Annotated in this window: 14 protein-coding genes and 1 tRNA gene; 14 read left to right on the forward strand and 1 reads right to left on the reverse strand. The window is 32.9% G+C overall.

Annotated features, from left to right (window positions below; genetic code table 11):
• The first annotated feature begins 30 nt into the window (after positions 1-30).
• From J3U00_RS09635 to J3U00_RS09690, 13 genes are all read left to right on the forward strand, one after another.
• Positions 31-522 carry an NADH-quinone oxidoreductase subunit J gene (locus tag J3U00_RS09635; protein ID WP_065562425.1) on the forward strand — a complete coding sequence of 164 codons (492 nt, stop codon included), beginning with the start codon at positions 31-33 and terminating at the stop codon, positions 520-522.
• Between the two features lies 1 nt (position 523).
• Positions 524-826: an NADH-quinone oxidoreductase subunit NuoK gene (gene nuoK / locus J3U00_RS09640; protein ID WP_065562424.1), complete on the forward strand. Its 303-nt coding sequence runs from the start codon at positions 524-526 to the stop codon at positions 824-826.
• Positions 823-2,670 (forward strand): NADH-quinone oxidoreductase subunit L, encoded by a 1,848-nt coding sequence (locus tag J3U00_RS09645; RefSeq protein ID WP_267332265.1) that lies wholly within the window; start codon positions 823-825, stop codon positions 2,668-2,670. The genes nuoK and J3U00_RS09645 overlap by 4 nt, the downstream gene beginning before the upstream one ends.
• 17 nt (positions 2,671-2,687) lie before the next feature.
• Positions 2,688-4,226: a complex I subunit 4 family protein gene (locus J3U00_RS09650; RefSeq protein WP_267332266.1), complete on the forward strand. Its 1,539-nt coding sequence runs from the start codon at positions 2,688-2,690 to the stop codon at positions 4,224-4,226.
• Between the two features lie 207 nt (positions 4,227-4,433).
• A complete protein-coding gene (locus J3U00_RS09655; RefSeq protein ID WP_267332267.1) occupies positions 4,434-5,936 on the forward strand; it encodes an NADH-quinone oxidoreductase subunit N in 1,503 nt (500 codons plus the stop codon).
• Positions 5,937-6,059: 123 nt separating this feature from the next.
• A complete protein-coding gene (gene yajC / locus J3U00_RS09660; protein WP_267332268.1) occupies positions 6,060-6,389 on the forward strand; it encodes a preprotein translocase subunit YajC in 330 nt (109 codons plus the stop codon).
• A 45-nt stretch (positions 6,390-6,434) separates the two neighbouring features.
• Positions 6,435-8,291, forward strand: a complete 1,857-nt coding sequence (gene secD / locus J3U00_RS09665; RefSeq protein ID WP_267332269.1) for a protein translocase subunit SecD — start codon at positions 6,435-6,437, stop codon at positions 8,289-8,291.
• A gap of 12 nt (positions 8,292-8,303) precedes the next feature.
• Positions 8,304-9,302, forward strand: a complete 999-nt coding sequence (secF, locus tag J3U00_RS09670; protein ID WP_416379915.1) for a protein translocase subunit SecF — start codon at positions 8,304-8,306, stop codon at positions 9,300-9,302.
• Positions 9,303-9,422: 120 nt separating this feature from the next.
• Positions 9,423-9,498: transfer RNA gene (locus tag J3U00_RS09675), tRNA-Ala, on the forward strand.
• Positions 9,499-9,627: 129 nt separating this feature from the next.
• On the forward strand, positions 9,628-9,774 hold the full coding sequence (locus J3U00_RS11700; protein WP_416380194.1) for a chorismate mutase: 147 nt from the start codon (positions 9,628-9,630) through the stop codon (positions 9,772-9,774).
• A complete protein-coding gene (locus J3U00_RS09680; RefSeq protein ID WP_267332271.1) occupies positions 9,741-9,899 on the forward strand; it encodes a hypothetical protein in 159 nt (52 codons plus the stop codon). Before J3U00_RS11700 ends, J3U00_RS09680 begins: the two co-directional genes overlap by 34 nt.
• 1 nt (position 9,900) lies before the next feature.
• Complete coding sequence (locus J3U00_RS09685) at positions 9,901-10,416, forward strand: ClbS/DfsB family four-helix bundle protein (RefSeq protein WP_267332272.1); 516 nt, start codon at positions 9,901-9,903, stop codon at positions 10,414-10,416.
• Between the two features lie 37 nt (positions 10,417-10,453).
• Positions 10,454-10,687, forward strand: a complete 234-nt coding sequence (locus J3U00_RS09690) for a hypothetical protein (RefSeq protein WP_267330006.1) — start codon at positions 10,454-10,456, stop codon at positions 10,685-10,687.
• Positions 10,688-10,720: 33 nt separating this feature from the next.
• Here J3U00_RS09690 and J3U00_RS09695 read toward each other — a convergent pair whose 3' ends face one another.
• Entirely contained in the window at positions 10,721-10,879 is a 159-nt protein-coding gene (locus tag J3U00_RS09695; RefSeq protein ID WP_176701513.1) for an HD domain-containing protein, read from the reverse strand.
• Positions 10,880-11,278: 399 nt separating this feature from the next.
• Here J3U00_RS09695 and J3U00_RS09700 point away from each other — a divergent pair, with 399 nt between their 5' ends.
• Entirely contained in the window at positions 11,279-13,225 is a 1,947-nt protein-coding gene (locus J3U00_RS09700; RefSeq protein WP_267332273.1) for an extracellular solute-binding protein, read from the forward strand.

Genomic DNA, 13,225 nt, shown 5'->3' on the forward strand with positions numbered 1-13,225 from the left:
TATCATTATGAATAAATATTGGATTATCTAATGATCGTTGTTTTTTATATTGCATCGATAATAGCTATTATTGCTAGTTTAAAAGTGATTTTTTGTAGAAGAGTAGAGAAGGCAATTTTATATCTCGCTATTTCACTTTTTGCATCAGCATTAATATTTATTCTGTTACAAACATATATTTCAGCTGCTTTATATATCCTCTTTTTTATTTGCGGTGGCATAATCCTTTTTTGGGGTGTTTCTTTAAAGCTTAAAATTCGTAATGATAATGTTGAAAATAATAAACATGGCATTAGTCCTAAGATTTGGTTGGGACCATTAGTTTTGGCATTCATATTGTTAGTTATTCTTATATATGGTGTAGTAAGCACTGACTATTCACAACTTAAAGAAACACATGAATTAATGCACCAAATGTCAATATATGCTTATATTTTGATGACGGAGTTAGCTGCATTTTTGTTATTAGGTGCAGTAGTTATATCTTATCATTTTATGCATCGAATGTTTTCGGAGAAATAACGTGATACCACTTATGCATGGGCTAATTTTTGCTTCTATCTTGTTTGTAATCGGGCTGTTAGGTGTAATGATTAGACGAAATCTATATTTTTTATTATTAAGCCTTATTATCATGAATAATGGAGCAATAGCAGCTTTGTTTGTCGCGAGTAGTTATTGGCAGCAATCAGATGGTGGGGTTTTAGCTATCTTAGCTGTAATTACTGTCTTAACTCAAATATGTGTCGGGCTTGCTTTACTTGTTAAATTAATTTATCGACGTAAAAACTTTAATATTGATTCATTGAGCGAAATGAAAGGATGAATTTACTTTATTTAACTATCATTGTTCCATTACTATCTTTTCTAATACAGGTTTGTTTTGGGCGACAAATACAATCCATTAATGTTAAGTTAATCGGAATTAGTACTATATCTATTGTTGGTTTAATAACAATATTTTCATGTATTGATTTTTCTACCAATACCGTCCCAGATATGACACTCGTTTATACAAGAAATCTATGGACTTGGTTTTCTGTCGGTGATTTTGAAGTTCCGATTTCCTTAACTTTGGATGGGTTATCGCTAACTTTTTTAGTGCTAATTTCTTTCTTTGGTTTATTGATCTCTATCTTTGCTGCCTGTTATCTAAAATCACGGGAAGATATTTATACTTTCTATGCATATAGTAATTTACTCATAACTAGCATGTTAACAGTTGTGCTTGTTGATAATTTGTTTGTGATGCTACTCGGTTGGGAAGGTGTGAGTATAAGCACTTACTTACTTATTGGCATTTATTACAAACAGGCTCGTAATGGTTATGCTGCAGTTAAAGCTTTTGTTATGATGCATTTAACCGATATATTTCTAATTATTGGTATATTTTTACTTTATCAAACAGTAGAAACATTAAAAATCAGCGAGATTTTATTTAAAGCACATAACGATTTAGCTATCGATTCAGATATTATCTTTTGGATCACCATTATGTTGTTCCTTGGCGCTATGAGTAAATCGGCTCTTTTTCCAATGCATACATGGTTCACAGAAACCACATTAGCACCAATGCCAGCTGTTGCTTTATTACAGTCTTCAACAGTCATATTGGCCGGAGTTTATCTTGTTTTAAGATTAAGCAATTTGTTTATGATGTCTAGTGATACACTTTATATAATGCTTTTATTTGCATCTTTAACTATTATATTTGCTAGTAGTATTGCTTTGGTTCAAAATGATATAAAACGAATTATAACCTATATTAATTTAGCTCAAATTAGTTACCTATTTTTTGCCTTTTCAACTCAAAGTTGGAATTTATCATTAAATTGTTTGATAAATTATTCTGTAACCAGTACATTATTAATACTAGCTTCAGCAATTTTATTAAAACAATGCCAAGGTGAAAGAGACATTAGCAAAATTGGTGGTTTATTAAAATCTAATCCAATATTATATGCTATTTTTCTAATTATAATGCTTTCACTTAGTGCATTCCCTTATATTTCTGCATCTTTTTATATCAAAGGCGATATTATTTGGAGATTAATGGCACAAGATAGCTTGATGGCTGGCACCATAGGTTTATTAGGTGTTTTATTATCAAGTTTGGGCATTTGGCGCATAATCTTTTTAGTTTTCCATCATACCCATAAAATGGATCATATTATAAAAATTAAAACGATAAATTATTTTCCAATTTTTATATTGTTAATATTTACTACTGCATTATTTATTTATTTCCCATTGCCAATACAAGGAATAATTCCAATAGCCCATCTTGATACTCAGGAACAGTTACCATTTCGGATATTATTAAGTGCAGTGACTTTATTGAGTTTAGTTATTGCTTATATTCTTTATGGGCATCTTAATAGTGAGGTTCATGAAATACTTAATACTCCGATGGTCAAATTTTTAGGAAGATTATGTAAAAGCAATTGGCGATTTGATTTTGTCTTGAACAATATCTTCGTAAAACCTTATATCTATCTAGCGGATTTCCTGAAAAAGGATCCATTAGCGATATGGGACAACTGGATAATGTGGGGAATTAAAAAAATAAACTCATATATTGTTAGCCTAGAAAATGGACAGATACGATGGTATATGGTTTCAATGGTCATAGGTAGCATTATTATATTAATGTTATTGATTTTTATTTAATAAAGGTGTGAACTTTCATGTTGTTATGGCTTGTCTTCTTACCTGTAATTGGCGGATTCATTGGTTGGTTATGTCAAGTATTCTTACAAAGAATCGTAGTATCAACTGATGTACAATTGCGTTGGCAACGTTTACCAATTATGGTTGCTTTCACGACTATATTAATCACATTAATATTAGCCATAATTTTATGGGCGAATGCAATAAATGTAGAACCAGATACAAGTTGGAGTAAAGAGGTTAATTATGACTGGATCCCATTACTTGGTATCCATTTTCATCTTCTATTGGATGGCCTATCGTTGGTAGTAATTACTTCGACACTTTTCATTGTACTACTAGTTATTATTTATTCTAGCAAAGAAAACCTAAATAACCTTGGGCTGTTTTACTTATGTGTATTATTTATGACATCAGCCATTATGATGTTATTTGTCATTACTGATCTGTTTTTGATGTTTTTCTTCTGGGAAGCTGTAGCTATTCCGATTTATTTCTTAATTTCATTGTGGGGAAGGAGAGATTTAAATTCACAACGCTTCAATGGTGCTAATAAATTTTTAATCTACACACAAATAAGTAGTTTATTAATGCTAATATCTATTGTTTCATTAGCACTAATTAATTGGAATTTAACCGGTCAATGGACTTTTGACTATCAAATTTTAACTAAAACACCAATTTCAAGTAATACTGAATTTTTATTAATGTTAGGATTTCTAGCAGCCTTCCTTATTCGTATTCCTTTAGTTCCTTTTCACAATTGGTTTATTGAAGCACATATTGAATCTTCAACAAGTGGTTCAATGATGATAAGTGGTTTATTACTTAATACGGCAACATTTGGTTTATTACGTTTTGTAATTCCCCTTTTTCCAAACGCGTCTTTGGCCATTATGCCTGTTATTTCAATACTAGCTATGTTTACTGTTTTTTATGCTGCTTTACTAGCATTTAACCAAACAGATATAAAAAAATTAATTGCTTATATCCATATCGCGTTAATGGGATTTGTTACTACAATTATTTATAGTGGATCTGTAATAGCATTTCAAGGCGTTGTTATTCAAATGATAGCCATAAACCTAGCTATCGTTGGCATGTTTATGATTAGCGGATTATTGGCTGAATGCTATTTAACTCGGAATATAAACCAATTTATTGGATTAAAAGAGCAAGTGAGATATCTGTCCTCTTTTACTTTATTTTTTATGTTAGCTGTATTAGGCATACCAGGTACAGCTAATTTTGTTGGTAATTATATGATGTTATTAGGTAGTTATACCTCTTATTCATATTATACAATTTTGTTGGTAATTGGGTTGCTGTTACTGTCAATTTCCTTAATTATTCGTATGCAACCTATTTTTTATGGAGTAGTTGATAACGTAGATGTAACCAAACACTTTTTAAGTAAAAAAGATATTTTATTATTATCTAGTGTATTGATTATTCTAATTTTTATCGGGTTGTACCCTAAGATAGTGTTAGATATATCTTATTCTACTGTCAACCAAACACAGCAGTATATAACAGCAGAACGAGTGGGAGAGTAAAAATTTATGATAGCTTTATTGCCAATATTCATATTGAGCTTTGCCATAATTGTTTTGCTCATAGCGCTATTTGTTTTTAAAGTAGGAACTAAAAAATGCGCTATTTTAGCTATATCAGGGTTGATATGCGCTTTAATTTGTTCATCAATTCTAGGCTTTAAAATTTCTCATAACACACCCGCAATAACTGATATTAGTAGTGACAATATGCAAATATCTGTACCTACTTCACAAGGTTCAACTGATACTGATTTATCAAGTGAGCAAACTATAGCTGTTGATGAGGTTCCAACGGAAACATCATCCCCTCAAAATGACCAGAACTCTGAACAGATGGTTCAACAAGATTTTGTAGGCCCGCCTCAGAATGTTATTGATACTACACAAGCTGATGATAATACTGATAATAAATGGCGTGCTCATCAAGTTACAGCGTTATTTACCTGTGATGGCTATGGATTACTTTATACCAGTTTGATTTTGATTATTTCTATTGTAGTTGCTTCACTCGCTTATCAATGGTTTGTACAAGAACTGGTCGTACATGGTTTATTCTATGTAATTTTATTACTTATGGCATTAGGCGGCGTAACTTTAGTTTATGCAAGTCATTTAATGTCATTCTTCCTAGGCTTAGAATTACTTTCGATACCATTTATTGGATTGATCGGTTATCAATATATACAAACACATGCGTTAGAAGCTGCGATTAAATATATGATTCTATCTGCAATAGCTAGTTCATTTTTGTTAATGGGAATAGCCTTCTACTATGCAACAACTGGAGAGCTTACATTTAGTGGTTTAAGTTACCAGCTTTCAACCATGAATTATCAAAGTACATTATTATTAATTGGCATTTGTTTAATATTAGTGGGAATTGGTTTTAAGCTTTCATTGGTACCTTTTCAACTTTGGTTGCCTGACGTTTATCAAGGTGCGCCGACTGTAGTAGCATTATTATTATCAACAGTAGGAAAAGTGGCAGTATTTTGTGCTATTGCCAGATTATTTTTACTTGCGCCAATTGTTAATAATGAAACAATTCGTATTATTTTGGTGATTATGGCTTTTTGTTCAATACTATGGGGTAATTTATCTGCTTTAATGCAAAGTAGCTTAAAGCGTTTATTAGCTTATTCATCCGTAGCTCACTTTGGTTATTTATTACTTGCTTTAATTGCGGTGCAATATCAAGTATTGGCCTTAGAAACCATTGGTGTATATTTGATTGGTTACATTCTTGCCAATATCTGTATTTTGGGCGTGATCAGTTTAGAATCACATTCCAACGAGTTACAGGATCATGAAAACGAAGTCGATCTTTCAGGATTATTCTGGCGTCGTCCTGTTTTAGCATTAGCAATGGGTATAGGTTTACTCTCTTTAGCCGGTGCTCCACTGACAGCTGGTTTTGTTGGGCGTTTCCTTCTAATATTATTGGGTGTAACGGCTGAATTATGGTGGTTAATTGCGGCAGTGGTTATTGGTAGTACACTAGGACTTTATTTTTATGCAAGACTTATTCTCAACCTTTATATCAAACCATCTAATGATGAACAGTTGAATTCGAACATCAGATTAAAATGGCAGGATATAAAAATGAGCGAATTGCTAATTGTTCTTGCAGCAGTTTTAACGATTATATGTGGTGTTTATCCAAAATGGTTAGTTAACTTAGTTAGTATGGCTCAATATTTAACGACTTAATTATTTTTGTTGCTTTATTGAGATTGATTAAAAAGACATTGACAAGAAATAGTTAATTATCGACATATTTATTGTGTTATAATTCTGAACTTTAATATTTTTGTAAAAATTAAGAGGACCGATATGGACTTTTTTATTTCTAATGCATATGCAGCCGATGGCGCTCAGCCTAGTGCTGATTATTTAATGCCAATTATGTTAGTGGTATTCGGGTTATTTTTCTATTTTATGATTATGCGCCCACAACAAAAACGCGCTAAGGCGCATCGTGAGTTAATGGCATCAATTTCTAAAGGTGATGAAGTATTAACTAATGGTGGACTTATTGGTCGTGTTTCAAAAGTTAACGACAATGGCTATATTGCGTTAGAGTTAAATGATACAACAGAAGTTGTTATCAAACGTGACTTTATCACATCTGTTTTACCAAAAGGAACAATGAAATCATTATAACAAATTTCATTGTATTAATTATCTAATTCCACAAGAGAAAATGTCGTGCTAAATCGCTATCCTTTGTGGAAGTACATTATGTTGGTCGTCGTAATTTGCGTCGGCCTGCTTTATGCGCTTCCAAATATTTATGGTGAAGATCCTGCTATACAAATTTCAGGTTCAAACGGTACCGAAATTAATGTTGCTATGCAAGATAAAGTTAAGCAACTTTTGGTGAAAAACAAAATTGAACCTAAATCACTCGTATATGAAAATAAATCTATTTTAATTCGATTAAGTGATAATGATACTCAGCTTAAAGCTAAAGAATTAATATCACAAGAATTAGGTGAAGACTATACTGTTGCATTAAATCTAGCACCAGCAACACCATCGTGGTTAGCTGTGATAGGCGCTGAACCAATGAAATTAGGTCTTGATTTGCGAGGCGGTGTTCACTTCTTAATGGAAGTGGATATGACTACTGCACTAAGTAAATTGACGGACCAGTCGATTGAAAATTTAAAAACAGAGTTTAATAAAAACAATCTTGTATATAAAACACTCAGCAAAAATCCTAATCAACAAATAACAATGCAATTTGATAATGTTGAAGATCGAAATAAAGCTATTACAAAGATCAATGGATTACAAGATTATGAGTTAACTTCACAAGATGAAAACAGCATTGTCATTAGTGTTAGTCAACAGAGACTGCAACAAGCGAAAAGTGATGCAGTTCAACAAAATACTACCATTTTACGTAATCGAGTTAATCAGTTAGGTGTGGCTGAACCAATTGTTCAACGCCAAGGCTCAGATCGTATTGTGGTTGAATTACCAGGTATCCAAGATACTGCATTGGCTAAACGCATTTTAGGTGCGACAGCTACCCTTGAATTTAGGCAAGTGAATGATGATAGCTCAATTGACTTAGCTGCAATTTTAAACGGCAATATGCGTGTTCCATATGGTTCTGAAATAAAATATATGGAAAACGGCCGACCAGTTTTACTTTATAAACGTGTAGTATTAACAGGTGATCATATTACCGATTCTTCATTTAGAGTAAACGAATATAGCCAACCAGAGGTTTCTATCACTCTTGATAGTGCTGGTGGTAAAACCATGCTTGGTTTCACGCAAAAAAATCTGAAAAAAGCAATGGCAACACTTTTTGTCGAGTATAAAGATACTGGAAAACGTGATGAAAATGATAAACCTATTCTTGAAAAACAAGAGAGAGTCATCAATGTCGCAACTATCCAAGGTATTTTTAGTGACAGATTCCAAGTAACAGGCATAAGTAGTATTGATGAAGCTAAGAATTTATCATTATTACTTAGAGCCGGTGCGTTGATTGCTCCGATTCAAATAATTGAAGAACGAACAGTAGGTCCTTCAATGGGGCAAGAAAATATCACACAAGGCTTAGAATCTTGTGTTTGGGGATTATTAATTTCTGTCATATTTATGTTGGTGGTTTATCGCCTATTTGGAGTATTTGCAAGTCTTGCACTGGTAGCGAACTTAATTTTGATTGTTGGTACCATGTCATTATTACCAGGTGCGACATTGAGTATGCCAGGTATTGCCGGAATAGTTTTAACCGTAGGTATGGCAGTCGATGCTAATGTATTGATTAACGAGCGAATAAAAGAAGAACTAAGTAACGGACGAGGTGTTCAACACGCAATTAGCGAAGGTTATGCGGGCGCTTGGAGTAGTATTTTTGATGCCAACATCACCACACTGATTACTGCGGTTATTCTTTATGCAGTTGGTACTGGCTCAATTAAAGGCTTCGCTATTACATTAGGTATCGGTATTGTAACATCGATGTTTACCTCGATCGTAGGGACTCGAGCATTGGCCAATCTTATTTATGGTGGTCGTCGTGTTGATAAGTTATCAATTTAGAGGTTTATTGTGATTGTTGATAAAAAAGAAAATCATGATGTTAGAGAGCTAAATCATGGCCGCAGAGTCCTCGACTTTTTAAAATTTGGTTTTATTGCTTTTGCCATCTCAATGATATTAGTTGTGGCGTCATTTGTAGTAATTTTTGTTAAAGGATTTAATCTTGGACAAGATTTTACTGGTGGGACAACTGTTGAGTTAACCGTTACTAAAGCTATAAACCTTGATGACCTACGTAACAGTTTACGTGATGAGGGCTATCATGAACCAATCGTTCAATATTATGGTAGCAGTAAAGATATCATTATTCGACTACCAACTGCCAACCAAAGTGAAGGTAGTGTATCATCAACGATTGATAATGCATTAGGTATGAAAATTTCAAATTTAGTGCATAAAAATATTGATAGTAATGCGGAAATTAAACGAATTGAATTCGTTGGCCCAACAGTTGGTACTGAATTAGCTCAAGATGGAATATTAGCGATTTGTGCTGCTTTAATCTGTATTTTAATCTACATTGCGTTTCGATTTGAATGGCGATTTGGTACAGGTGCTGTTGTCGCATTAGCGCATGACGTTGTAATAACCGCAGGATATTTATCGTTATTTAATCGAGAGTTAGATTTGACTATTATCGCAGCGATGTTATCTATCATTGGTTATTCACTTAATGATACCATCGTTGTATTTGACCGAATTCGTGAGAATTTTAGAAAAATTCGACGTGCGTCGCCATACGATGTGATCAACATCTCACTAACTCAAACATTACATCGAACCTTAATGACATCAGGTACAACCTTAGCTGTTGTTATTATTTTGTATATATTTGGCGGTTCAATGTTAAAAGGTTTTTCTGAAACATTAGGCGTAGGGATTGTGTTAGGCACGATATCATCAATCTATGTGGCTGCATATATGTCACTTAAGTTGGGTGTTAAACGTGAGCACTTTATGCCACCAAAAGTTGAAGTTGAAGGTGCAGATCAAAACGCAATTATTCGTTAATTATTTATGCTCTGTCATGGTTTGGCAGAGCTTTATTAGACTGTTTTTTAAGCGAACAATACCAAACCATTTGACACCCTCTAACTAGTTGCATATTATTAGCCACAGTTTTACCTATTTGGGGCCATAGCTCAGCTGGGAGAGCGCAACGCTGGCAGCGTTGAGGTCAGGGGTTCGATCCCCCTTGGCTCCACCAATTCCCCATTTCTTAAATCAAATTCTTTCAAATACATATATCTAGTGCTAAGATAGCAAAACTATTCACTATTGAGTACTCTATATGATTCAATACCATTCAAAAATATTAGCTAATGAATGTCGTGATATGAATGATATTCGAGCTGAAATCGACAGAATAGATCATTTGGTAATTCAATTATTAGCCGCTCGGTTCGAGTATGTTAAAGCTGCAAGCCAATTCAAAAAAATGTCACTGATGTGCAGGCTCAAGCTCGTTTTAACAGTATGTTAGAGCAACGTATGCTTTGGGCTAATGAGTTGGGACTTGATGGTGAAGTGATTAAACAATTGTATGCTAACTTAGTTAAATATTTTATCAATGAAGAAATGAAACATTTTAATAAGGCAAATAAATAAGATGAATTATGAAAACAAACAGCATCTATTGGAAGAGATAAATAAAACTGCTAAGTTATTTATTGATGAATTCAGCGAATTATCCGAACTAGATAAAGATAAGTTAATAGATGGAGTAGATCGAACTCCAAGTCAAATGATTGCTTATCAGTTAGGATGGTTGGATCTTGTTAAGTCTTGGGATGATCTTGAACTTGCTGGACAAACCCCAACATTACCAGCAGAAGGCTATAAATGGAATCAGTTAGGCACATTATATCAACACTTTTATAAGATTTATCAGGATTATTCATTACAAGAACTGATTAAATTATTTAATGAGAAACTTGTTATCTGGAATAATTGGATTAACTCATTAGATGATAGTACACTTTTCATAAAAGACACACGTAATTGGACTAAACCTTTTCCTCCAGCATGGACTGTTGCACGATTTATCCATATTAATTCTGTTGCACCATTTAAATCCTTTAGAGCTAAAATTAGAAAATGGAAAAAATTAAATTCAAATCAGTAAAATCATAACATTTATTCCCAAAAAGATAAGGAACTGTATGGCTTTTTCAGAACAAGAAAAGAAACACCTTTTAGAACTAAAATACGTTGGCGATAAAATCATAGAAAGATTACAACAGATGGAATTCGATTCATTTGAAAAGTTGCGTAATACTACTTTAGTTGAAATACTGAATAAAGGTGCCTTATTAACCGGATCATCATGTTGGAAAAACAGCCATCAGGCAAAAACCGCAATCCAAAATATTTTGGCTTTGGTCAATCAATGTTAATTGATTTTTTTGCTGTAACTATTAAATTTGTCTCTATATAGATGTGATAAACCCTAATTTTAAGTCATTATTTTTGACAATATGGTATCCACACGCGGCGACATCTAAATTGTGGTAAGGTAAAAGATGATAATCACTTGATTGATCGACTGGTTGGCACTTTCCCCAATATTGATAAAATGATTCGCACATTAAAAAGGATATCCCTATATTTATCAGCCAATTATTTGAAATGTGAAGCTGAGTATCACCATTAATATCAGAATAATAAAAGAATATTGGCTAAATTGCTAAATTTTTATACTCAAAAACCCCGTTCCTCAACTTTTTTTAATTGGCTATCACATTTGCCTACTAAAAATATTCGGTTAACGATAACAGGATATATCTTAAACAAATATCGATAAATATTAATGGGATAATTAAGATTAGCTATTAAGTTTATTAATTAGGTTTTGCTCATTTGATTGAAGTTTGGCAAAATAGCTAACTTACTATGTATTATTTTAAGTACTTTAGATAATTTAAAATTTTCAATTAAAGTAAAATCTCATATTGATAGGTTGAAGATAAAACAGGAACTAAATTAGGATGATTAGTCAAAGAAAAAAAATTATTAAGAGGTTATTCATCTCAAGTTGTTTGAGTGGATTATTCCTTTGTTCAATGACTGCTTATGCCGAAGACTCAAATCTCACGTTGCAAACCGAGACGGTAGAAGAGGTTGATTCCTCAACTGAGACTATAGAATCAATTGATAATGTTGAGCCTTCTCAACCTAATGAACATATTTATCACAAAACTATATTTTCATTGTTAGGTGAACCTAAATACCCTGAAAATTTTGAACATCTTAACTATGTCAATCCTAATGCTCCTAAAGGTGGAATTATTAAATTGTATGAAATAGGGACTTTTGATAATTTTAATCGTTTCGCAAGTCGTGGCGCACCTGAACATTATTCAGGCTCCTTATATGATTCTCTATTTACCACAACAGCTGATGATATTTCGAGTTTTTATCCACTAATTGCGACCTCAATCACTTATTCAGATAGTTATCGTTGGGCAGAGGTAGAAATTAATGCTAATGCGCGGTTTCAAGATGGTAAGCCAATAACCGCACATGATGTGGAATTTACTTTTCAAAAATTTATGACTGAAGGTGTTTCACAATATCGGGTTTACAACAAAGGGATAAATGTTAAAGCCATAGACGATTATCGCGTTCGTGTCGACTTACCTGAAGCCGACCGTGAAAAATTACTATCCTTTGTTGGTAATATGCATGTTATTCCTGAACATTATTGGAAAGATCGTAATTTTTCCGAGCCAGTAAGTACTCCTCCGATTGGTAGCGGACCTTATTATATTAGTGATTATAAAATGGGACAGTATGTCGTTTATAAGCTAAATCCTGATTATTGGGCAAAAGATTTACCAATTAATAGAGGTCTAAATAATTTTGATGAAAAACGTATCGATTATTATATGGATACCAGTATTGCTTTAGAGGCTTTTAAAGCTGGGGAGTATGATTTTCGAGGTGAAGGACAACCGAAAAATTGGTTTACTCAATATCAAGGAAAATACTTTGATTCAAAAGATATCATTAAAAAAGAAAAAATCGTTGAAACAGCTGTAGATACTAAATGGTTAGCGTTTAATTTGCAGAAAGATTTTTTTAAAGATATAAAAGTTCGAAAAGCGATTACCTTAGCTTTTGATTTTGAATGGTTAAATCATGCATTTTATTATGATAGTTATAAAAGACCATCTAGCTTTTTTGAAAATACTATTTATGCCGCCAAAGGTAAACCGAGTGAACTTGAGCTTAAATGGTTAACTCCTTATAAAAATATTATTCCTGAACAAGCGTTTGATGAAGCTTTTACTATCCCTAAAAGTGATGGGCAAGGTTTTAATCGCAATAACTTATTAACAGCTGCTAAATTATTGGAAGAAGCAGGTTGGATCATTAAAGACGGTAAATTAATTAATCCTAAAACCCAACAACCTTTTGAATTTGAATTGTTAACTTACCTTGGTGACGACATCAAATATGCGATCCCTTTCCAGCAAAATTTAGCTCGTTTAGGTATTAAAATGAACATAATCTCACTTGATTACGCGCAGATCAATCGCAGAATGCGTGAACGTGATTATGATATGATGCCACGTAATTATAGTTCGATAGATTATCCATCCTCAAGTTTAATGATTTTTTGGGGAACCGAATATTTAAACTCTACATATAATGGCTCAGGCTTACATAATCAGGCAATTGATTCAATTATTAATGAAATAATTAAAAATGTTGGAAACCAGGAGGAATTAGTTCCACTTGGACGAGCACTAGATCGAATTTTGACGCAAGAATATCCGATGATTCCAATGTGGTATAACAGTAAAACTTTTTATGCATATTGGAATAAATTTGGCCAGCCAACCCAACAACCAACTTATGCAATAGGAATTGATAGCTGGTGGTATGATGAAGATAAAGCAGCTAGCTTATCAAAGAATAGAGAACACTAA

This window comes from Gilliamella sp. B3127 (genome assembly GCF_026536935.1).
Taxonomy (GTDB): Bacteria; Pseudomonadota; Gammaproteobacteria; order Enterobacterales; family Orbaceae; genus Gilliamella; species Gilliamella apicola_E.